The organism is Amycolatopsis jiangsuensis (assembly GCF_014204865.1).
Classification (GTDB): Bacteria; Actinomycetota; Actinomycetes; order Mycobacteriales; family Pseudonocardiaceae; genus Amycolatopsis; species Amycolatopsis jiangsuensis.
The window spans coordinates 5,743,333-5,764,166 of the sequence record NZ_JACHMG010000001.1; the positions used below are offsets into that span (position 1 = coordinate 5,743,333).

At 71.5% G+C, this 20,834-nt stretch carries 19 protein-coding genes and 2 pseudogenes; 20 read left to right on the forward strand and 1 reads right to left on the reverse strand.

All coding sequences use genetic code 11. The features are described from left to right. The first annotated feature begins 12 nt into the window (after positions 1-12). The 13 genes and pseudogenes from BJY18_RS26000 (at position 13) to folK (ending at position 11,577) form a co-directional block, all read left to right on the forward strand. Positions 13-1,029 carry an Rv3626c family coenzyme F420 biosynthesis-associated protein gene (locus BJY18_RS26000; protein ID WP_184784842.1) on the forward strand — a complete coding sequence of 339 codons (1,017 nt, stop codon included), beginning with the start codon at positions 13-15 and terminating at the stop codon, positions 1,027-1,029. After that, positions 1,026-2,003 (forward strand): tRNA lysidine(34) synthetase TilS, encoded by a 978-nt coding sequence (gene tilS, locus BJY18_RS26005; protein ID WP_312873961.1) that lies wholly within the window; start codon positions 1,026-1,028, stop codon positions 2,001-2,003. Before BJY18_RS26000 ends, tilS begins: the two co-directional genes overlap by 4 nt. Before the next feature lie 3 nt (positions 2,004-2,006). Further along, positions 2,007-2,558: a hypoxanthine phosphoribosyltransferase gene (hpt, locus tag BJY18_RS26010; RefSeq protein WP_184782569.1), complete on the forward strand. Its 552-nt coding sequence runs from the start codon at positions 2,007-2,009 to the stop codon at positions 2,556-2,558. Between the two features lie 147 nt (positions 2,559-2,705). Beyond that, positions 2,706-3,056 (forward strand): hypothetical protein, encoded by a 351-nt coding sequence (locus BJY18_RS26015; RefSeq protein ID WP_184782570.1) that lies wholly within the window; start codon positions 2,706-2,708, stop codon positions 3,054-3,056. Between the two features lie 50 nt (positions 3,057-3,106). Then, positions 3,107-4,465 carry a WXG100 family type VII secretion target gene (locus BJY18_RS26020; protein ID WP_184784845.1) on the forward strand — a complete coding sequence of 453 codons (1,359 nt, stop codon included), beginning with the start codon at positions 3,107-3,109 and terminating at the stop codon, positions 4,463-4,465. 79 nt (positions 4,466-4,544) lie between these two features. Beyond that, positions 4,545-5,348: an ESX secretion-associated protein EspG gene (locus BJY18_RS26025; protein WP_184782571.1), complete on the forward strand. Its 804-nt coding sequence runs from the start codon at positions 4,545-4,547 to the stop codon at positions 5,346-5,348. Positions 5,349-5,411: 63 nt separating this feature from the next. After that, complete coding sequence (locus BJY18_RS26030; protein ID WP_184782572.1) at positions 5,412-6,233, forward strand: ESX secretion-associated protein EspG; 822 nt, start codon at positions 5,412-5,414, stop codon at positions 6,231-6,233. A 190-nt stretch (positions 6,234-6,423) separates the two neighbouring features. Beyond that, on the forward strand, positions 6,424-8,820 hold the full coding sequence (gene ftsH / locus BJY18_RS26035; RefSeq protein WP_184782573.1) for an ATP-dependent zinc metalloprotease FtsH: 2,397 nt from the start codon (positions 6,424-6,426) through the stop codon (positions 8,818-8,820). Next, a pseudogene (locus BJY18_RS26040) lies at positions 8,789-9,064 on the forward strand (GTP cyclohydrolase I); the annotation flags it as partial. The gene ftsH and the pseudogene BJY18_RS26040, both read left to right, overlap by 32 nt. Before the next feature lie 492 nt (positions 9,065-9,556). Next, positions 9,557-9,901: pseudogene (gene folE / locus BJY18_RS26045) on the forward strand (GTP cyclohydrolase I); the annotation flags it as partial. Beyond that, positions 9,898-10,734, forward strand: coding sequence for a dihydropteroate synthase (gene folP / locus BJY18_RS26050; protein WP_446680351.1), 837 nt, complete (start codon positions 9,898-9,900; stop codon positions 10,732-10,734). The pseudogene folE and the gene folP, both read left to right, overlap by 4 nt. Then, positions 10,727-11,086: a dihydroneopterin aldolase gene (folB, locus tag BJY18_RS26055; RefSeq protein ID WP_184782574.1), complete on the forward strand. Its 360-nt coding sequence runs from the start codon at positions 10,727-10,729 to the stop codon at positions 11,084-11,086. Before folP ends, folB begins: the two co-directional genes overlap by 8 nt. Further along, positions 11,083-11,577 carry a 2-amino-4-hydroxy-6-hydroxymethyldihydropteridine diphosphokinase gene (gene folK / locus BJY18_RS26060; RefSeq protein WP_184782575.1) on the forward strand — a complete coding sequence of 165 codons (495 nt, stop codon included), beginning with the start codon at positions 11,083-11,085 and terminating at the stop codon, positions 11,575-11,577. Before folB ends, folK begins: the two co-directional genes overlap by 4 nt. Positions 11,578-11,680: 103 nt before the next feature. Here folK and BJY18_RS26065 read toward each other — a convergent pair whose 3' ends face one another. Further along, positions 11,681-12,616, reverse strand: a complete 936-nt coding sequence (locus BJY18_RS26065; RefSeq protein WP_184782576.1) for a helix-turn-helix domain-containing protein — start codon at positions 12,614-12,616, stop codon at positions 11,681-11,683. Positions 12,617-12,686: 70 nt separating this feature from the next. On the opposite strand from BJY18_RS26065, the gene BJY18_RS26070 reads away from it, so the two are divergent. The 7 genes from BJY18_RS26070 (at position 12,687) to BJY18_RS26100 (ending at position 20,755) form a co-directional block, all read left to right on the forward strand. Next, positions 12,687-13,136, forward strand: coding sequence for a DUF3180 domain-containing protein (locus BJY18_RS26070; RefSeq protein ID WP_184782577.1), 450 nt, complete (start codon positions 12,687-12,689; stop codon positions 13,134-13,136). A gap of 69 nt (positions 13,137-13,205) precedes the next feature. Next, the gene (locus tag BJY18_RS37035) at positions 13,206-15,809 is read left to right on the forward strand and encodes a DUF6779 domain-containing protein (RefSeq protein WP_246458976.1); all 2,604 of its coding nucleotides are present in this window, start codon (positions 13,206-13,208) and stop codon (positions 15,807-15,809) included. Positions 15,810-16,233: 424 nt separating this feature from the next. After that, complete coding sequence (locus BJY18_RS26080; RefSeq protein WP_184784847.1) at positions 16,234-17,367, forward strand: PrsW family intramembrane metalloprotease; 1,134 nt, start codon at positions 16,234-16,236, stop codon at positions 17,365-17,367. A gap of 198 nt (positions 17,368-17,565) precedes the next feature. Continuing rightward, on the forward strand, positions 17,566-18,519 hold the full coding sequence (locus BJY18_RS26085) for a Rossmann-like and DUF2520 domain-containing protein (RefSeq protein ID WP_221459896.1): 954 nt from the start codon (positions 17,566-17,568) through the stop codon (positions 18,517-18,519). Then, positions 18,516-19,424: a pantoate--beta-alanine ligase gene (gene panC / locus BJY18_RS26090; protein WP_184782579.1), complete on the forward strand. Its 909-nt coding sequence runs from the start codon at positions 18,516-18,518 to the stop codon at positions 19,422-19,424. Before BJY18_RS26085 ends, panC begins: the two co-directional genes overlap by 4 nt. A 12-nt stretch (positions 19,425-19,436) precedes the next feature. Then, a complete protein-coding gene (gene panD / locus BJY18_RS26095; RefSeq protein WP_184782580.1) occupies positions 19,437-19,931 on the forward strand; it encodes an aspartate 1-decarboxylase in 495 nt (164 codons plus the stop codon). Positions 19,932-19,981: 50 nt separating this feature from the next. Then, positions 19,982-20,755, forward strand: a complete 774-nt coding sequence (locus tag BJY18_RS26100; protein WP_184782581.1) for a type III pantothenate kinase — start codon at positions 19,982-19,984, stop codon at positions 20,753-20,755. Positions 20,756-20,834: the final 79 nt, after the last annotated feature.

The window sequence follows — 20,834 nt, forward strand, 5'->3', positions numbered from 1 at the left end:
CGGTACCGTCCGATGGTCGACTGGGACCGCGCGGCCGGCACCGGCGCGGCGCTCGTGCGCGGCGGTCCGCGGATCGCGCGCGACGAGGCCGAGCGCGCGGTCACCGACCTGCGGGAGCTGACCGCCGAGGCCGAGGGCCACGTCCGCGAACTGACTGGGCTGGGCCAGGACCTGCCGCTGCTTCCCGGCACGGTGGTGGACCGACCGGGCTGGGTGCGTTCCGCCGCGTCCGGGCTCGGCGCGCTGACCGGCCGCGCGCTGCCCGCAGCTCAGGGTGGGCCGCTCGGCCCGATCCTGGCCTCCGGCGCCGGCGTGCAGACCGGCGTGGTGCTGTCCTTCCTCGCCTCCCGCGTGCTCGGCCAGTACGACCCGTTCGGCGGTCCGGAAAACCGGGGTGAGCTGCTGCTCGTCGCACCGAACGTGGTCGCCGCGGAGCGCGCGATGAAGGTGCCGGACAAGGATTTCCGGCTCTGGGTCTGCCTGCACGAATGCACGCACCGGCTGCAGTTCACCGCCGTGCCGTGGCTGCGGGACTACTTCGCCGACGAGGTCGAGCGGCTGGTCTCCGGCATCGCCGGGCAGTCCGACGAGGGCCTGACCGAGCTGTTCGGCCGGCTCACCGACGCGGTCAAGCAGCGTGGCAAGGGCGCCGGGATCGCCGAGCTGCTGCAGTCGCCGAAGGAACGTGCGGTGTTCGACCGGCTGCTGGCGTTGTCCACGCTGTTGGAAGGGCACGCCGACTACGTGATGGACGCGGTGGGCCCGCAGGTGGTGCCCAGCGTCGAGCAGATCCGCGCGAAGTTCAGCGCCCGCCGCCGCGGTGGCGGCCTGTTCGACCGGCTGCTGCGTGCCCTGCTCGGGCTCGACGCGAAGATCCGCCAGTACGAGGAAGGCGCGAAATTCACCCGGCATGTGGTGGACGCAGTCGGCATGGCCGGGTTCAACGCGGTCTGGCGGTCGCCGAACACGCTGCCGACCCGGGCGGAGATCGCGGACCCCGCGACCTGGGTACGGCGTCTGCACGGGTGAGCGCGCTCGCCGCGGTCCGCACAGCGGTCCGTGACTACCTCACCGCCGTCGACTTGCCCGGCGAAGTGTGCGTCGCAGTGTCCGGTGGCGCGGATTCGGTGGCGTTGGCCGAAGCTGCCGCGTACGTCGCTCGTCGCCATGGCTTTCACACGCGCGCGCTCGTGGTCGACCACGGTCTCCAGGAAGGCTCCGCAGACGTCGCGGCCGAAGCTGCTGCTGTGGTGCGGAAGCTGGGCGTAGAGCGGGCTGAGGTGCACGCTGTCGATGTCACGGGCAAAGGTGGTCCTGAAGCAGCCGCGCGCACGGCGAGGTACCGCGCGCTCCGCGAAGCACTCTCCGGCGGCGAAGGGCTCGTACTGCTCGGCCACACCCTCGACGATCAGGCGGAGACGGTGCTGCTCGGTCTCGGGCGCGGTTCCGGGCCACGGTCGCTCGCCGGGATGCGTCCGCACGATCCGCCGTGGGGAAGGCCGCTGCTGGGCATCACGCGCGCGCAGACCCGGGAGGCCTGCGCCGAACTCGGCGTACAGCCGTGGCAGGACCCGCACAACGAGGATCCGCGTTTCACGCGCGTCCGGTTACGCAGCGAAGTGCTTCCGTTGCTGGAAGAAGTGCTGGCCGGCGGAGTCGCGCCCGCGCTCGCCCGCACCGCCGCCCAATTGCGCGACGACACCGAGGCGTTGGACACACTGGCCGCGCTGGTGCACGAGCGCGCGAAGGAGGCCGGAGAGCTGGACACGGCCGTCCTCGCGACCGAGCCTGCGGCACTGCGCAGGCGGGTTCTCCGCAGGTGGCTGCTGGAGTCCGGCGTCCGGGAGCTGACCGACGCGCACCTGCGTTCGGTCGACGCGCTGGTGGCCCGCTGGCGCGGCCAGGGCGGCGTGTGGCTGCCGGGCAACTTGGAGGCACGCCGGTGCCGTGGCAGGCTCTCGCTTGCCGGACCCGAACCCGAACCCACCACCCGAGGGGAATGACTCGTGTACGAGGGCGAGATCGCCTCCGTGCTCATCACCGAGCAGCAGATCAAGGACAAGATCGCGGAGCTGGCGGCCAAGATCGCCGCCGATCATCCGGACCACGGCCAGGGCGACCTCATCCTGGTCGGGGTCCTCAAGGGCGCGGTCATGTTCATGACCGACTTCGCACGGGCACTCGAACTGCCCTCGCAGCTGGAGTTCATGGCCGTGTCGTCGTACGGGTCCTCGACCTCGTCCTCGGGCGTGGTGCGCATCCTCAAGGACCTCGACCGCGACATCGCGGGCCGCGACGTGCTGATCGTCGAGGACATCGTCGATTCCGGGCTCACACTCTCGTGGCTGCTGAAGAACCTGGCGAGTCGGAACCCGGCCTCGCTCGAGGTGGTGTCACTGCTGCGCAAGCCGGAGGCGGTCAAGGTCGACGTGCCGGTCCGCTACATCGGCTTCGACATCCCGAACGAGTTCGTGGTCGGCTACGGCCTCGACTACGCCGAGCGCTACCGGGACCTGCCCTACATCGGCACGCTGGACCCGCACGTCTACACGTCCTGAAGAAAGTGTTGCGGCGATCACGCCGGATGCGGAACTCTGATCTCGTCGATCGCGTCATAGGTCGCGACCAGGTGCGTTAACCTATGCGAAGACCTATTGCCATGCGGGCGGGTTGCCGACTCGCGCGGGGGAACGGAGAGAGGGCAGATGGGCGACGCCAACGCGTTCAGGAGCGCGGCTGCGAACGGCCAGGTCGGGATCGATCCCGACGCGGCGCACACCGTGCTGAACAAGATCCGCACCGGCAAGGACGCGGTCGAGGCCCTGCTGAACAGCTCGGGCGTCCTCGCCCAGCCGCCGAAGCTCGGCAACAACCCGGTCGGCAACGCGATGGCGGCGAAGTTCGTGCAGCGCGCCGACGGCGGTGGCGACTCCTACTCCTCCGCGCTGCAGAACCTGCTCGGCCAGTACCAGGCCGCCGAAGAGGGCATCGTCCAGGCGATGGCCCGATACCACGAGATCGACCAGTCCTCGGCCGACCCGTTCCGTAACGCCTGACGTCCTAGGGGGATCAGCAAGTCATGGCACCCAATCAAGGCACCACCGGGATGGACGGTTCCGGCTACGGGCAGCAGGGCGGCTACGCGCCCCCGGCGTCCGGGTCGGCCGTCCCGCTGGGCAGCAACTCGTCGCAGGGCATCGTGGACGCCGCGCGCAGCGGCTCCGGCGGCTTCGAGATGGGCGGTGACCGCGCGATCGGCAACCCGCCGAACTGGAACTCCCAGGCCAGCCAGCAGCTCTACAACGGCGCGGTGAACGACAACGATCCGGGCACCGCCGAGGCGACCGGGCAGCACTGGACCAAGCACGGCGGCGAGCTGAAGCGCACGTCCGACGACCTGTACAACGCGATCGCCGAACTCGGCAACGCGTGGGTCGGCGAGGGCGCGGCGAGTGCGCAGGGCGCGCTCGTCTCGATCGCCAACTCCGGCACCCAGGCCTCGGACGCCGCGCACACCATGGCCGACCGGATGGCAAGGCAGGCCACCGCGGCCGCCGAGGTCAAGAAGATGCCGGCACCGCGTGACTTCGATCCGAAGCAGGCGATGTCCGCCGCTCTCGCGGGCGGGCCCGCCGCACTGGCCGCGGACCAGAAGGCGCAGGCCGACGCGGCCGACGACGTCAAGGCCCAGCAGGTCGCGTTCTTCAACGCCTACACCGAGGCGATGAGCGACGTCGACGGCTCCACACCGAGCTTCGGCCCCGATTCGCTCGGCATGAAGCCGACCGCGACGCACACCAACGGCAACTCGTTCAACTCCGTCAACGCGGTTTCGCACCCGGGTGCCGGACACGGCCTCGCCGGTGCGGCGGCGCTCGGCGGCGCGGCGGTCGGCGGAGCCGGCGCGCCGGGCGCGCACAGCGCGCCCGTGCACGTGGCGCCGGATTCGGGCACCTACGGCACTTCCGGCTTCGACGGCGGTCTCGCGCCCGGGGCAGGAGCGGGTGCGGGCGGTCCCGCGCCGGCTCCGGCCGCGCCGGCCCCCGCGGCCTCGTCCGGTGGTGGCGGCGGTGGCGGTGCCGCGCTCGGTCTCGGTGTGGCCGGTGGAGCCGGGCTCGCCGGCGGCAAGCTCGGGCAGGGCAGCCGCAGCGGGTCGTCGCGCAAGGACGACAGCACCGCGGCCTCCTCGGAGCAGCAGAGCGGGCAGAGCGCCGCTTCGGCGATGCCGCAGCAGCAGGGCGTCGTTCCCGCCGGTGGCACCATCGGCCAGGGCCAGCAGGGCATGAGCCCGGCGATGGGCGGCATGGGTGGCGGCATGGGCGCGCACGGTGGCCAGGGTTCCGAGGACGAGGAGCACACGCATGCCTCGTTCCTCATCGAACCGGACCCGGACGACGCGTTCGGTGCCAGCGAGGCCACCCCGCCCCCGGTCATCGGGGCGTGGTCGGAGGACGAGGAAGACTGATGCTTCACCCCGCGGGCGCGTGGCCGATCGGCCACGCGCCCGCGGTTGTCCGTGAACACTCGGGGTAGGGGGTTGGCCGATGCCGAACGCGGAGCTGCTCACGCCGCTGGAGGTGGACTTCCTGTGGGAGTCGGCCGCGGTGGGTGAGCTGCCCTATCCGCTGCGCATCCCTTCGCACGGCGCGACGATGGACGAGCGCGCCGGGTTGCGCGCCCGCGTGCTCGCCGGGCTGGCCGAGCGTGGTCTGGCCGATCATCGCGGCCGGCCGGAGCCGCACGTCGAGGACTACTTCGGCATTCTCGCCTCGCCCGACACGAGCCTGGACACCGTGCAGTTGCTCGACCCGAACGGCGAGCCGCTGCTCGCGGTCGCCGCGCGGCTCGGGGACCAGGGCCTGTTCGCGGTGCAGGACCAGCGCGGGCTGCATCTGAACCCGTGCCCGCCGGACGGGCTGGCCACCGCCGTCATTTCCCTGCTGCCCGGTGCGCCGCGCGGCAGCGAGAAGTCGATCACCGTGCCGCTGGAGCAGCTGGTGAGCGCCTCCGGGGTGGACTTCATGCAGCGTCGCGGCAACCAGGTCGACGCGGCTGGCCGGGCGAGCGTGGACGAGGACCGCAAGGCACTCGCCCGGCTGCACGCCCAGCAGCGGCTGCGGGGCGGGCAGATCGGCGCGAACGCGCGCAACCGGCTCGGCGGGCGCAGCCGTTCGCCGGTGCTCAGCTGGTTCGACACCGAGACCGGCCGGTACTTCACACAGGCCAGCCGCGGCCGGGACGGCCGGGACTGGATCACCATCGCCCCGGCCGACGCGCCGACGCTGCGGCACCGGCTCGGTGAGATGCTGGCCGGAGCCGCCGACCAGTCGAGCGCCGCCGCGTTCTGACCGCGGCGCGGCGGCCCGCGCTACGCTGGCCGCGGACCGATTCTGGAGGGTGAGCAGCACCGGATGCACCAGGAGTTCTTCTCGCCGATGGCGTTCGACTTCCTGTGGGAGTCGATGGAGCTGGGCGAGCTGCCGTACCCGCTGCGGGTCCGTTCGCACGGGGACACCCAGGACGAGCGGGTGTCGCTGCGGCACCGGATCGACGCCGAGCTGAAGGCACGCGACCTGCGCGACGCGCGCGGTCGCGTGGAACCGCGGCTGGACGACTGGCTCGGCCTGCTCGCGCGGGCCCCGGTCACGATCGACGGGCTGCACATCCCGGAGTTCGAGGCCCATCCGGTCGGCCTGCTCGCGGCGGGTGACGAGCGCACCGGCGTGCTCGCGATCCAGGACGCGGACGGCATCTGGCTGCGCGAGACCCCGGCCGACGGGCTGGTCTCCGCGGTCGTGAACCTGCTGCCGGCAGGCAGGCGCGGCACCGAGGCGTCGGTCACCCTGCCGCTGGACGAGGCACTGCACACCCGGCCGATCCGGGTGCCGGTGGCCGCGGGCGGTGCGGGCGAGGCCGAGGAGAAGGGCCGCCGGGCGAGACGGCAGTCACTCAGCGAGCGCGCCACGGTCGACCCGCGGGAGACCTACGGGCTGATCGCCGGCCAGCCGCGGCTGCGCGGCGGTCAGCTCGCAGCGAACAGCCGCACCCAGCTCGGCTCCCGGCAGCGGTCCCGGGTACTGGGCTGGTTCGACACCGCCACCGGACGGTATTTGAGCTTGTCACGGGCCGGAACGGACGGCAGGGAGTGGGTGACCGTGGCCCCCGCGGACCCGAAGACACTGCGGACGCGGCTGGGTGAGATGGTCTCGTCCGTGGCGGACAGCACCCGCTGACTGCCCGGGTCCGGGAACCCTCACGCGGGATCGGCCGTTGACCTGCGAGAGGCTCACCAGGGCCCATCGCCCGGCCGGACGGTACCCTGGTGGGAAGGGTGCCTGGCGGCACCCCGGGTCAAGATCGCGATGGCGGGTATCACAGGAGCCGCCCAACCAGGGAGGGTCGAGGCCGCAAAGGCCGAGTCGTATGAACCGGAAGAGCGTGCTCAGGAACCCACTGCTGTGGATCGTCGCGGGGTTGCTGGCGTTGTTCGCCTACAACACGATCTTCGACAGCGATCGTGGCTACACGCAGGCTCCCATCTCGGTGGCGAACCAGCAGATCGCCCAGGGGCACATCAAGGAAGCCAGCCTCGAGGACAAGGAGCAGCAGCTCAAGCTGCAGCTCACCCAGAAGGTCGATGTCGACGGCACCCAGACCGACCAGATCATCGCGCAGTACCCGGCGGACGCCACGAGCTCCATCTACACCGCGCTGACCAACGCGAAGGTCGACGGCCAGCCGATCAAGCTCACCACCAAGGTGACCCAGCAGTCGCTGTTCACCCAGATCCTGATCTTCGCCATCCCGCTGGCGCTGGTGCTGGGTCTGCTGATGTGGATGATGAACAACGCGCAGGGTGGCGGGAACCGCGTCCTCAACTTCGGCAAGTCCAAGGCCAAGCAGCTGAACAAGGACATGCCGAAGACCACCTTCGGGGACGTCGCGGGTGCCGACGAGGCAGTCGAAGAGCTGTACGAGATCAAGGACTTCCTGCAGAACCCGGCGCGCTACCAGGCGCTCGGCGCGAAGATCCCGAAGGGCGTGCTGCTCTACGGCCCACCGGGTACCGGTAAGACGCTGCTCGCGCGTGCCGTCGCCGGCGAGGCGGGAGTGCCGTTCTACACGATCTCCGGCTCCGACTTCGTCGAGATGTTCGTCGGTGTGGGTGCCTCCCGGGTGCGTGACCTGTTCGAGCAGGCCAAGCAGAACGCACCGTGCATCATCTTCGTCGACGAGATCGACGCGGTCGGCCGCCAGCGCGGCGCCGGCCTCGGCGGTGGCCACGACGAGCGTGAGCAGACGCTGAACCAGCTGCTCGTCGAGATGGACGGCTTCGACGCCCGCGGCGGCATCATCCTGATCGCGGCCACCAACCGGCCGGACATCCTGGACCCGGCGCTGCTGCGTCCCGGCCGGTTCGACCGGCAGATCCCGGTGTCCGCACCGGACCTGCGTGGCCGCAAGGCGATCCTCGAGGTGCACGCGAAGGGCAAGCCGATCGCGCAGGGCACCGACCTGAGCGGGCTCGCCAAGCGCACCGTCGGCATGTCCGGTGCCGACCTGGCCAACGTGCTCAACGAGGCCGCGTTGCTCACCGCCCGGCAGAACGGGCACGTGATCTCCGACGCCGCGCTGGAGGAGTCGGTCGACCGGGTGGTCGGCGGTCCGGCGCGCAAGAGCCGGATCATCTCCGAGAAGGAGAAGAAGATCACCGCCTACCACGAGGGCGGGCACGCGCTCGCCGCGTGGGCGATGCCGGACATCGAACCGGTGTACAAGCTGACCATCCTGCCGCGCGGCCGTACCGGCGGGCACGCCCTGCTGGTGCCCGAGGACGACAAGCAGCTGATGACCCGGTCGGAGATGATCGGCAGGCTGGTCTTCGCGATGGGTGGCCGCACGGCCGAGGAACTGGTGTTCCACGAGCCGACCACCGGCGCGTCCTCGGACATCGAGCAGGCCACCAAGATCGCCCGCGCGATGGTCACCGAGTACGGCATGAGCGCGCGGCTGGGTGCGGTCAAGTACGGCCAAGAGCAGGGCGACCCGTTCCTCGGCCGGTCCGCGGGACGGCAGGCCGACTACTCGCTCGAGGTGGCGCACGAAATCGACGAGGAGGTGCGCAAGCTCATCGAGACCGCGCACACCGAGGCGTGGCACGTGCTCAACACCTACCGCGACGTGCTGGACAACCTGGTCCTGGAAGTGCTGGACAAGGAGACGCTGCAGCGCAAGGACCTCGAGCGGATCTTCGCGACCGTCGAGAAGCGCCCGCACATCACCGTCTTCAACGAGTTCGGGGAGCGCACCCCGTCGGACAAGCCACCGGTGAAGACCCCGGGTGAGCTGGCGATGGAGCGTGGCGAGCCCTGGCCGCCGCCGGAGAAGGAGAAGCCGGTGCTGCAGCCGGCGCCGACCCCGGTCGCCACCGCGCCCGGCGGCGGCGAGCTGCCCGGCGGTCCGCCGTACCCGGCTCCCGACCCCAACGCCAACCCGTACGCCCCGCCGCAGAACGGCGGTCGCCCGAACGGTGGGTCGAACGGCAGCGGCCGCTGGCCGCAGTCGTATGGTGGGCAGCAGCCGGGCGGTCCGGCGGGCGGCTACCAGCAGGGTGGTCCGGGTGGTGCGCAGAGCGGTCCGCCGAACTACGGGGCTCCTCCCGGCTGGACTCCGGCGACGTCCCCGGGTGGTCAGCAGCCGTGGCGTCCCGCCGAGGACCGTCCGCGTGAGCAGGGCTGGTTCGCCGACGGCGCGAACGGCCAGCAGCCGGACGAGGGGCAGCAGCGGCGTGACGTGGACGGACCGGACAACAGGCAGTAACGACGGCGTCCGCCCGGTCTTCGACCAGGACCGGGCGGAGCACGCCATCCGCGAGCTACTGCTCGCCTGCGGTGAGGACCCGGGTCGGGACGGTCTCCAGGACACCCCGGCCCGGGTCGCTCGCGCTTACCGGGAAATGTTCGCCGGCCTCTACACCGATCCGGACGAGGTGCTGGCGCGGACGTTCGACGAATCGCACGAGGAACTCGTGCTCGTCACCGACATCCCGATGTACTCGACGTGCGTGCCCGGCGGGCAGACCGTCAACGCGGTCGGCGGCGATGTCCCGGCCGGCAGCATCGAGGTGGGGGATCGGCTGTGGACGCTGGCCGGCGGACAGGTCGAGGAGACCACGGTCACCCGGATCAGCTCCCATCGGACTCCTGCGCTGGTCGAAGTCACCACTTCGGCCGGCAGTTTCCGGGTGACACCGGATCACCCGCTCGCCACGCCGAAGGGCTGGCAGGAAGCCGCGGACGTAACGGGCTCGCTCATCGAGTGGACTCCGCTGCGGCAGCTGAGCAGGCGCCCGGCCGCCGTCGGTGCGCGCGGTGGCGACGTGTCCGGCGGCTGGTACCGCAAACACGGCTTCCCGCAGGCGCTTGCGACTGGCTTGGCCGAATCCGAGTACGTCGAGGTGCGTTCGGTCGTGCTGATCGCCGAGCCGTCCACTGTGTACAGCTTCAAGTGCGAGCCGCATCCGACCTTCCTGATCGGCGGGCACCTGACGCACAACTGCGAACACCACCTGCTGTCCTTCCACGGCGCGGCGCACATCGGCTACATCCCCAATTCCGACGGCAAGGTCACCGGGTTGTCGAAGCTCGCCCGGCTCGTCGACCTCTACGCCAAGCGGCCGCAGGTGCAGGAGCGGCTGACGTCGCAGGTCGCGGACGCGCTGGTGCGCAGGCTGGAGCCGCGCGGGGTGATCGTGGTCATCGAGGCCGAGCATCTGTGCATGTCGATGCGCGGAATCCGCAAGCCGGGGTCGCGCACCACCACCTCGGCCGTTCGCGGGCTGTTGCGCACGTCGGCTTCGTCGCGGGCGGAGGCGCTGAACCTGATCCGGAGCAGCCGGTGATCCCGCGTCCGGACCGGTGCGCGGTGGTGGGCGTGCTCAACGTGACGCCGGATTCGTTCTCCGACGGCGGTCGTTACGTCGACCTCGACCAGGCGCTGGAGCATGCGCGCGAGATGTGGCGGCGCGGGGCGGACCTGATCGACGTCGGCGGTGAGTCGACGCGGCCCGGCGCGGCGCGGGTGGAGGCGGACATCGAGGCCGCGCGGGTGCTCCCGGTGATCCGGCAGCTGGCGTCCGAAGGCATGGCGCTGTCAGTGGACACCACCCGTGCCACCGTCGCGGAGTCCGCGCTCGAGGCCGGGGCGCGGGTGATCAACGACGTTTCGGGCGGGCTCGCCGATCCGGACATGGCGCGGGTGGCCGCCGCGTCGAAGGCACCGTGGGTGCTCATGCACTGGCGGGGGCACAGCAAGGACATGAACGCACTCGCCGGCTACACCGATGTGGTCGCCGAGGTGCGGGACGAGCTGTTGTCCCGGGTGGACGCCGCGCTCGCCGCGGGCGTCGAGGAGAGTGCGCTGGTGCTCGATCCCGGGCTGGGCTTCGCCAAGCGCGCGGAGCACGACTGGGCCCTGCTGCAGGGACTCGGTTCCCTGCTTTCTCTGGGTTTTCCGGTGCTCGTGGGTGCTTCGCGCAAACGCTTCCTCGGCCGTCTGCTGTCCGGAAAGGACGACGAGCCGCGACCGCCGGACGGCCGGGAGGTGGCGACCGCGGCAGTGTCCACGCTGGCCGCCGCGGCCGGCGCGTGGGGAGTGCGGGTGCACGAGGTGGGCGCATCACTCGACGCCGTGGCGGTCGCCGCGGCCTGGCAGCGCGGGAGGGCCGATGGCTGACCGGATCACGCTCACCGGACTGCGGGTGTTCGGCCGGCACGGTGTGTTCGAGCACGAGAAGCGTGACGGGCAGGAATTCGTCGTGGACGTCACGGTGTGGCTCGATCTGGGCCCGGCTGCGGCGTCGGACGATCTCGGCGAAACCCTGCACTACGGCGAACTGGCCGAGCTGGCCGCCGGGATCGTCGCAGGAGAGCCCCGTGATCTGATCGAGAGCGTCGCGGGCCGGATCGCCGACGAGGTGCTCGGCGACCAGCGGCTGAGCGCCGTGGAGGTCACCGTGCACAAGCCGTCCGCCCCGATCCCGCTGACGTTCGACGACGTCGCGGTCACCGTCCGGCGCGAACGGTGAGCCGCGCGGTCCTTTCGCTGGGCTCGAACCTCGGCGACCGGCTCGGCCACCTGCGTACCGCGATCGACGCGGTGCGTCCGGCCCTGGTCGCGGTGTCCGGGGTCTACGAGACGAAGCCGTGGGGTGTGGAGGACCAGCCGGACTTCCTGAACGCGGTCTGCGTCGTCGACGACCCGTCCCGCGACCACTGGGCCTGGCTGCGTACCGCCCAGTCCGCCGAACATGCCGCCGGCCGGGTCCGCGAACTGCGCTGGGGACCACGCACGTTGGATGTCGACATAGTGACAGTGCCCGGCGTGACGTCGGACGATCCGGAGCTGCTGCTGCCGCATCCGGGTACCCCCGACCGCGCGAGCGTGCTGATCCCCTGGCTGGACATCGAACCGGACGCCGACCTCCCCGGCCACGGCCGGATCGCCGACCTGCTGGCCAGGCTCCCGGAAGCGGACCGGGCAGGCGTCGTCCTGCGCCCGGAGTGGGCACTGACCTGACTGCGGCGGTACGGAAGCAGCCCGCCACCTCCGCCGTCGAGACGTGGTGCGGCGGTCGCGGGAAGTTCCCCCGGGAGCTCGTGGCAGCTCCCGGGGGAACCGGTCACGAGCGCAGAGCGGCCAGCACGAACCGCAGCTCTTCCTGGTTGGTCGGAATCGGCGGCCAGCCGTTGATGGTCGCCAGCAGCTGCCAGTACCGCTCGGCGCGGGGGTCGTTGCCGGAGTCGATCGTGGCGGCCAGCGTGCCGCGGAACGACGGGTCCTGCGGATCCTGGCCCGGTCCGGCCGATCCGGCCGCGATCTGCGCCGCCAGTGCGCGGCCGGATGCGGAGTCCGGGGCTTCGCCGGCGTCCAGTGCCGTGCGGGCCTGGGCGATCCAGCCGGACCAGTCCTGTTGCCCGGCTTCGCTCGGCTGCTCGTACTCGCCGGTCGCGCGGGCGGCCGCCTGGCGTTCGCTCATCTCGCGGATCAGTCCGCGGAAGTCCGGGTCCTGCACGAGTTCGGCGAACTCGATCCAGGCCGCCAGCTGCTCCGGCGCCGGATCGTCCGGCAGCTCCGGTTTGGCCGCGCGCATCCAGGCGTAGAACTCGGGGTCCACGTCGAGCCCCGCTTCCATCTCCGTCCAGAACTCGTCGACCAGCCGGCGACGTTGTTCGTCCGGCATCCGGGCGAGCCGATTCATCAGATTCACTTCCTCCAGCTCGGAATCACGTTTCACCACCGCGCGCAGTACCGCGCGGCGCAGCCGCAACCGCCGGATCTGCTCGTCCAGTGCCTCGACGTGGTGGACGGCGAGGTCACGCACCCGCGTCTCCCGAGCCAGGGCACGGGCGATGTCGGGCAGGCCGACGCCGAGCTCCCGCAGCGTCCGCACCAGCTCCAGCCGGGCGAGCGCGTGCGCGTCGTACAGCCGGTAGCCGGAGCCGGACCGCCGGGTGGGCGGGCACAGGCCTTCGTCGGAGTAGAACCGGATGGTCTTCACCGGCAGCCCCGTCCGCCGGGACAGCTCGCCGATCGTGAAGACCGTGGTGGCAGGCATGGCAGGCATCGTGAAGTCTCCAGTCGCTGGAGAGTCAAGACTTGCAGATCACGCTCGGTACGGTGGGGGCATGCACTTCACCCGGCCCCGGGACCTGGTGGTGGCCGCGGTCGCCGGTTTCGCCGTGGTCTATCTGCTCTTCCTGCTGGCTTACGGCGATCTACCGCGGCTTCCGCTGTTCGCGGGCGTCACCTTCGCGGTGCTCGCGGTGGCCGAGGGGATACTGGCGTTCTCGATCCGGGCGCGGATCAAGTCGGGCCGGGTGAGCGGAGCGGTCGGCATCGCGCGGTCGGTCGCGCTCGCGAAGGCCTCGTCGCTCGCCGGTGCGTTCCTGGGTGCCGGCTGGCTGGCCGCATTCGGTTACGTCTTCCCCCGACGTGACGAACTCATCGCCGCGGTCTTCGACAGCCGCGCGGCAGTGGTCGGCGTCGTGTCATCAGCCCTGCTCGTAGCTGCTGGTTTGTGGTTGGAGCACTGTTGCCGCACCCCGCCGGAGAAGCCAGGGCAACAGACCGGTTAACGATTCGATCCGCCCACTCGAAGTACCGACTGGGTCTCATTCGGGTCACTGGAAGGTACGGTGTTCGGCATGACTGGCGTGGGTGACGACTCGCGCGGCCGCCTACTCGGCAGGCCGTGGCTGATCGTCGGAGTGGTCCTCGCCATCGGCGCCACCCTCGCGCTGGTGCTCAGCGACGACCTCCGGTTTCTCCGGCTCGGCATCGTCGCCGCGTTGTGGGCCGCGCTGATCGGCGCGTTCCTCGCCGTGCGCTACCGCAAGAACGCGGCACACAGCGAGGACGCGGTCGCCGAGGCGCAGGCGGTGTACGAACTCGAGCTGGAACGCGAGATCGCGGCCCGGCGTGAGTACGAGCTGGAGATCGAAGCCGAGACGCGCGAGGCCGCGCAGGCCCAGTCCCGCGAGGAACTGGACGCGCTGCGGTCCGAGGTGGCCGCGTTGCGCGAAAGCCTGCAGTCGCTGCTCGGCGGCGAAGTGCTGCTCGAACGCGTGGCGCTCACCGCGCAGGCCACCCGGATGCGCGCGCTGAACGACGAGCAGCGGCTGGTCACCGCGAGTGCGGAAGGCAAGAACGGCAACGGCAAGAAGCCGGCCCAGCTGCTCGCGCCGAAGAAGCCGTCGGCAGGGACCACTGAACGGCCGACCGAGCTGATGGACCGGGTGCTGGACTCCGCGCCCGACGAACGCCGTCGTAAGCCGGCCGCCACGGGCGCGCGTCCCACCGGCAAGCACCCGGTCGCGCACCGTACACAGCAGCTCGCCCGCCCTCATCAGGATCCGGCGGAACCTTCCTACGGTCGTGAGAACGGTGCGCCACACGTCCGCGCCGGGGAACCGGACTCCGGTCCGGAGTCGCCCGCCGCCCGCGCCGTGAAGGAAGCCGAGCTCCGGGCCGAGGCGGGACGCCGCCAGACCGCGGACTCCCAGCCGACGCGCACGGTCACCCCTGTCGGTTCGGTCGCCGAGCCCGAGGCAGGCTCGGAGAACCCCGGTGCCGAACCGACTCGCCAGGTCCCTCGCCTCGGCGCCCGGCCGGCCCCGCGCCGCCGCCCGGACGCGGCCGAGGCCCCACGGCCCGCCCCGGAGGAACGGACCGAGGTCTCCCCCCTGGCGGCGCCCTCACCAGCCGAGTCGAACGGCCACCGTTCCTCCGGACGAGGAGGCTGGACGGAAGCCGAACTCGAGCAGCCGAACGGTCGTTCCGCTGGCCGTGGCGGCTGGGCCGACAGCGGTCAGGAACCGGTTGAGTCGAACGGCCGCCGTTCCGCAGGGCGTGGTGGCTGGGAGGACGCCGAACACGAGCAGCCGGAGCCGCACCGCCGTTCCGCCCCGGGTGGGCGGGCCGAGGGTGAAGCCGGATCGAATCGCCGTCGTCCCGCTCCCGGCCGGTGGGCCGAGGCGGGCGCGGAGTCCGCTGAGCCGAACGGTCGCCGCCCCGCGCCGGGCCGGTGGACGGGCAACGGACCCGGCCGGCCGGAGCCGAACGGCCAAGCCGCACCGGGCCAGTGGACCGCCGGGACCGGACCGGAGCAGGCTGAGCCGAACGGTCGTACTGCTCCGGGACAGTGGGCCGGACAGGCGCCGGGCGAAGCGAATGGCCGCCGTTCCGCGCCGGGTCGATCGGCTGACTCGGGCGGTCGCCGGGCCGCGGGCGGAGCATGGGGCGCACCGGACGCCACGTCGGTCTCCCGGCCGGAAGCTGAGCCGGAGGCATCCGTGGGTGCCCCTGCCGCGCCAGCGGCCGAGGAGTCCGCTGCCGGACGGCGTGCCGCGGGCCACCGGGCTGCGGACGAGGTGGACGACACCACCGTCGCGAACCAGAACGGCGAAGCCACCTCGGCGTGGAAACCTGTCTGGGACAACGGATTCACCCCCGGACCGTCCGGCGCGAACTCGTCAGCCGGCTCGCATTCTTCGGCCGCGAATCCGCCGGCTGCCGCGGGCCGGTCGGCCGCCGCGAATCAGCCGGCTGGCTCGAACCCGTCAGCCTCCGAGAACTCGGCGGCCGCTGCGGACTTGTCGGGTGGCTCGCATTCGTCGGCTGCCGCCAATACTTCGGCCGCCGCGAATCCGCCGGCTGCCGCGAACCCATCGGCTGCCGCGAACCCATCGTCCGGCGCGAACTCGTCACCCGGCTCGAATCCGTCCAATGCGGCGAATCCGTCGGCCACCGGTTCGTTCCGTCCGCCCTCGCGGCTGGAGCAGTTCTCGCGGTCTGATCTGTCCCCACTGGCCGTCGACACTCCCACCGGACGGCACGGCACGCCCGCGGACGATGAACCGGCCAATCCGACGTTGCCCGAATCCGTGCGCGACAACGCTGTCGATGGCACAGGTGGCCGTCGTCGGCGGGCGGACGACGAGCCGTCGTCCGCCGCGGGGGGACGCCGCCGCCGTCCGGACGGCGAACCGCCGGCCTGGGAGAACCAGCGGCACGCCGCCGCGGAGCCGGAGGCCCCGGCACGGGGCCGTCGAGCCGCACCCGAGCCCGCGGAGTCCGGGCACAGTCAGCACCCCGGCCCGGAAACCGGCGAACCGGCATCCGGTGGCCGCCGCTCGGCCGAGCGCGCCGAAACGGGCTCACACGCGTCCGGCCGATCGGTCACCGAACTGCTCGCAGCCAACGGCAAGGCAGAGTCCTCACCTCGCCGACGCCGTCGCGCGGAGGACTGAACGCCGTTCACGCGGCGGCGTCGTGCGTCGAGGATTGATCGCCGTCCGTCTACCGGCGTCGTGCTGAGGACCGGTCGCGGTCCGTCTACCGGCGTTGTCGCGCGGGGGTGAGTGCCATCCCGTGGGCCCCGAAGACCTGTCGCGTTCCGCCCGCTGGCTCCGAGGACCCGGTCGCTGTCCACCCATGGACGCAGTCGCGCCGAGGATTGATCGCGTCCACCCGCCGCCGTGGCGCCGAGGATCGATCGCCGTCCACCGACCGACGCGGTCGCCCTGAGGACCGATCCCCGCCCGCCCAGTGGCACAGTCGCGCGGAGGGCTGAACGGCGTCTGCCCACCCGGCATTCGCTAACCCGTCTGCGTAGGGTGACCGCTCGTGAATGGAACCCTTCTCGCGAAGGCTCCCCGATCCCGGCGTGTCACTGTGCTGCTGCCCGTGTTCGGGCTCATCGTGGTGGCGCTCTGCGCCCTGTTCCTGTTCGGCCTGGCCACTGCGCGGGTCGGCTGGCTCGCGGTGGCCATCGGGGTGCTCGCCGCGCTGGTGCCGGTCGGGCTGGTCGTCGCCGGATTCCTGTGGGTCGACCGCTGGGAGCCCGAACCGGCGAAACTGCTGCTGCTCGGGTTCGCCTGGGGCGCCTGCATCGCCACGATCGTCGCGCTGCTCATCAACAGCGGGGCGGAAGCCGTCGGTGATCTGCTGCTCGGCGGCGGCAGCGGGAGCAAGCTCAGCGCGCTGGTGTCCGCGCCGTTGGTCGAAGAAGCCGCGAAGGGTGCCTTCGTCCTGCTGATCTTCTGGCGCCGCCGCGAGGAATTCGACGGCGTGGTCGACGGCGTGGTCTACGCGGGCTTCTCCGCGGCCGGATTCGCGTTCACCGAGAACATCTACTACTTCGGCCGGGCGTTCGCCGACTACGGTTTCGGCAACGGCGGAAACGCCGGGGTGCTCGCCGCGTTCTTCCTGCGCGGCGTGCTTTCCCCGTTCACCCATCCGCTCTTCACCGTGATGACCGGCATCGGTTTCGGGGTGGCCGCGCGCACCGCGCAACGGTCGGTGCGGATCTGTGCCCCGATCGCCGGGTACCTCGTCGGCGTGTGCCTGCACGCGCTGTGGAACAGCGCCGCCACGCTCGGTGGCTCCGACGCTTTCCTCACCGTGTACTTCCTGGTGATGGTGCCGCTGTTCATCGGAGTCATCTACGTGGTCGTGCTGCAACGGCGCCGGGAACAGAAGATCGTGGCCGCCGCGTTGCCCCGGATGGCCGCCGCCCGCTGGATCGCGCCCTCGGAAATCGAGCTGCTGGCAAGCCTTTCCGGTCGACGGGCGTGGCGAAGGCAGGCTCGGCGGGAGTCCGGCCGGGCCGCGGCGAGGGCGGTCGGCCAGTACCAGGCGAGCGTGTCCGAGCTGGCTTTCCTCCGGCGCACCCGGCTGCGCACCGAAGAGGACCGGCGCCGCCAGGACGAACTGCTGCACGCATTGCGGACGGCCCGGGCGGACGCGATGCGCCTGGCCACCGACGGCGATCGCGCCGACCGCGCCACCAATGGCGACAACCGGTGATCAACCCCCTGCCAGGGGTAACTCGACCGTGCCAAAAACCCGTGCCGACCGGGGGATGGCTGTCCGGGAACCGGTAGGTCCGGCTAGGGTTCGCCCGCGCCGGCGGTCCGGGTGAAGCTGGTCACCCGGGCGCCGCGAACCGGCCCGGCCGGGGCTACTCTCGCGCCGTCGTCTGGTACCCGCGCCCCCAGAGCGGGACTGGAACGAGCACTAGGAGTATCAAGTCATGAGCGTCCACAGGCGCACGCTGTGAGCCGGCCCGCTCGCCTCGCGGTGGGTGTGGTCTCCGCCGGCCGCGTGGGCACCGTCCTCGGCGCCGCGCTGGCCCGGGCGGGACACACCGTCGTCGCCGCTTCCGGACTGTCCGCCGCGTCGCTGTCCCGCGCCGAGCAGCTGCTGCCCGACGTGCCGCTGCTGCCTCCCGACGAGGTCGTGCGGCGGGCCGATCTGGTCCTGCTGGCGTTGCCGGACGACGCGCTGCCCGGGATGCTGCGCGGCCTGGTCGCCACCGAGTCCGTGCGACCCGGCCAGATCGTCGTCCACACCTCCGGCGCGCACGGCATCGACGTGCTCGCGCCGGCCGCCGACGCGGGTGCGCTCCCGCTCGCGCTGCACCCCGTCCTCACCTTCACCGGCCGTGCGGAAGACCTGGAACGGCTGGCCACGGCCAGTATCGGCGTCACCGCCGCGGCCGAGGACGAGGCAGCGTGGAACGTGGGTGAGGCGCTCGCGGTGGAGATGGGTGCCGAGCCGGTGCGGATCCCCGAATCCGCTCGCGCGCTGTACCACGCTGCGCTGGCGCACGGCGCGAACCACTTGATGACGCTCGTCGCCGACTGCACGGAGGTCCTGCGCACCGCCGGGATCGCCCAGGCAGAGCGGCTGGTCGCACCGCTGCTTTCGGCCGCGCTGGACAATGTCCTGCGCCACGGCGACCGGGCGCTCACCGGACCGGTCGCGCGTGGCGATCTCGGGACCGTGGGCAAGCACCTCGACGTGCTGTCCACGCAGGCCCCGCGGGTCGCCACGGCGTACCGGGCGCTGGCCCGTCGCACCGCCGAGCGGTCCCACTCCGCCGGGCTGCTCGACGCGGCATCCGCCGACGCACTGACCGACCTCCTCGCCGACCCCGCCGAAGGACAGACCCCGTGATCACTCCGAAGTTCCAGCGCGGCACGCTCAACACGTTCCAGCCGCCCGAGCACATCAGCAAGGTGAGCGGGGCGCTGCGCGCGGTCGGCCGCAAGGTGGCGCTGGTGCCCACCATGGGCGCGTTGCACGACGGGCACCGCGAGCTGCTGCGTCGCGCGAAGCGGCTGCCGAACACGGTGGTGGCCGCGTCGATTTTCGTGAACCCGCTGCAGTTCGGTGCCGGCGAGGACTTCGAGGCGTACCCGAGGCCGCTGGAGCACGATCTCGAAGCGCTGTCCGCGGCGGGCGTCGAGCTGGCGTTCACCCCGAAAGCCTCGGACCTGTACGCGGAGAACGCGATGGTCACGCTGAACCCGGGGCCGCTCGGGGACGAGCTCGAAGGGACCGTGCGGCCCGGGCACTTCAGCGGGATGCTGACCGTCGTCGCGAAGCTGTTCAACCTGCTTCGCCCGGACTACGCGTTCTTCGGGGAGAAGGACTACCAGCAGCTGGTGCTGGTGAAGCGGATGGTGGCCGACCTGAACATCGACACCCGCGTGATCGGGGTGCCGACCGTGCGGGAACGCGACGGGCTCGCGCTCTCCTCGCGCAACGTCTACCTGACGCCGCAGCAGCGGGAGGACGCCGTCGTCCTCTCGGCCGCGCTGTCCGCCGGAGCACACGTCGGTCGCGAGGGGGCCGACGCGGTGCTCGAGGTGGCGCGGAGGACACTTGCCGCCCGGCCTCGGGTGGAAGTGGACTACTTGGAGTTGAGGGGAACCGATCTCGGGCCCGCGCCCGTCGACGGTGAGGCACGGCTGTTGATCGCCGCCCGGGTGGGCAGCACCCGGCTGATCGACAACGTGGGAGTGCTGCTCGGAAGCGCTGTGGAACATCCGGGCGTGGAGCTGGACGCAGGGGAATAGGGAGAGTCCACGATGTACCGCACGATGTTGAAGTCGAAGATCCACCGGGCCACGGTGACCCAGGCGGACCTGCACTACGTGGGTTCGGTGACCGTCGACGAGGACCTGATGGACGCCGCCGACCTGCTGCCGGGCGAGCAGGTGTCCATTGTGGACGTCACGAACGGTGCCCGGCTGGAGACCTACGTGATCAAGGGTGAGCGCGGCAGTGGCGTGCTCGGCATCAACGGCGCCGCGGCGCATCTGGTGCACCCCGGCGATCTGGTGATCCTGATTTCCTACGGGCAGATGGACAACGCGGAGGCGCTCACCTACGAGCCGCGCGTGGTGTTCGTCGACGAGGAGAACCGGATCGTCGAGCGCGGAGTGGATCCCGCGTACGCGCCGGAGGGCTCGGGGCTGCTCAGCGGCACCGTCACGCTGCCCGAGGAGGACACCATCGCCTTCCCGGTAGCCGAGACCGCCGACGCGCGCCGGCTCGACGCGCTGCTGCACGCCGACCACTGAATTCCCCTTCGCCGGCGTGGACGCCTGCGCCGCAGTAAAGGAAGATCCGTTTGCTGCTCACAGTCGACGTCGGCAACACCAACATCGTGCTCGGTCTCCACGACGGGCCGGACCTCGTCGGTGACTGGCGGATGCGCACCGACGCGCGGATGACCGCGGACGAGCTCGCGCTGACCATGCGCGGGCTGCTGGGTTCGCACGCGGACGCGATCACCGGCATCAGCGCACTGTCCACAGTGCCCGCGGTGCTGCGGGAGCTGCGCGTGATGCTCGGCCGCTACTACCCACGGCTGCCCAAGATCGTGGTGGAACCGGGCGTGCGGACCGGGGTGCCGCTGCTGGTGGACAACCCGAAAGAGGTGGGCGCGGACCGGCTGGTGAACACGCTGGCCGCGCACCACCTGCACGCCACCGCGTGCGTGGTGGTCGACTTCGGCACCTCCACCAACGTCGACGCGATCTCGGCCCGGGGCGAGTTCCTCGGTGGGGCGTTCGCCCCGGGTATCGAGATCTCGGTGGACGCGCTGGCCGCCCGCGCCGCCGCCCTGCGCAAGGTGGAACTCGTGCCGCCGCGGTCGGTGATCGGCAAGAACACCGTGGAATGCCTGCAGTCCGGCATTCTCTTCGGCTTCGCCGGGCAGGTCGACGGCCTGGTCCGGCGGATCGTGCGCGAGCTCACCCACGACGGCTCGGAGCCGGTGTCGGTGATCGCCACCGGCGGGCTGGCCCCGCTCGTGCTCGCCGAATCCGAGACGATCACCGAGCACGTACCGGACCTGACGCTGCTCGGGCTGCGGCTGGTGTACGAGCGCAACACGCGTTGATGCCGAGGCGGTGAGCGCTGTACCTGGTGAGCGCGCCGTTGCTGCCACGTCACGGTCGAACTCCGCGCTCAGCCGCGGC

Coding starts and splice junctions, on each gene's coding strand:
- BJY18_RS26015 (WP_184782570.1), top strand. CDS start 2,706: ATGGGCGACGCCAACGCGTTCAGGAGCGCGGCTGCGAACGGCCAGGTC.
- BJY18_RS26065 (WP_184782576.1), bottom strand. CDS start 12,616: ATGCCTGCCACCACGGTCTTCACGATCGGCGAGCTGTCCCGGCGGACG.
- panD (WP_184782580.1), top strand. CDS start 19,437: ATGTACCGCACGATGTTGAAGTCGAAGATCCACCGGGCCACGGTGACC.
- BJY18_RS26070 (WP_184782577.1), top strand. CDS start 12,687: ATGCACTTCACCCGGCCCCGGGACCTGGTGGTGGCCGCGGTCGCCGGT.
- ftsH (WP_184782573.1), top strand. CDS start 6,424: ATGAACCGGAAGAGCGTGCTCAGGAACCCACTGCTGTGGATCGTCGCG.
- BJY18_RS26020 (WP_184784845.1), top strand. CDS start 3,107: ATGGACGGTTCCGGCTACGGGCAGCAGGGCGGCTACGCGCCCCCGGCG.
- folB (WP_184782574.1), top strand. CDS start 10,727: ATGGCTGACCGGATCACGCTCACCGGACTGCGGGTGTTCGGCCGGCAC.
- BJY18_RS26030 (WP_184782572.1), top strand. CDS start 5,412: ATGCACCAGGAGTTCTTCTCGCCGATGGCGTTCGACTTCCTGTGGGAG.
- BJY18_RS37035 (WP_246458976.1), top strand. CDS start 13,206: ATGACTGGCGTGGGTGACGACTCGCGCGGCCGCCTACTCGGCAGGCCG.
- BJY18_RS26000 (WP_184784842.1), top strand. CDS start 13: ATGGTCGACTGGGACCGCGCGGCCGGCACCGGCGCGGCGCTCGTGCGC.
- BJY18_RS26025 (WP_184782571.1), top strand. CDS start 4,545: ATGCCGAACGCGGAGCTGCTCACGCCGCTGGAGGTGGACTTCCTGTGG.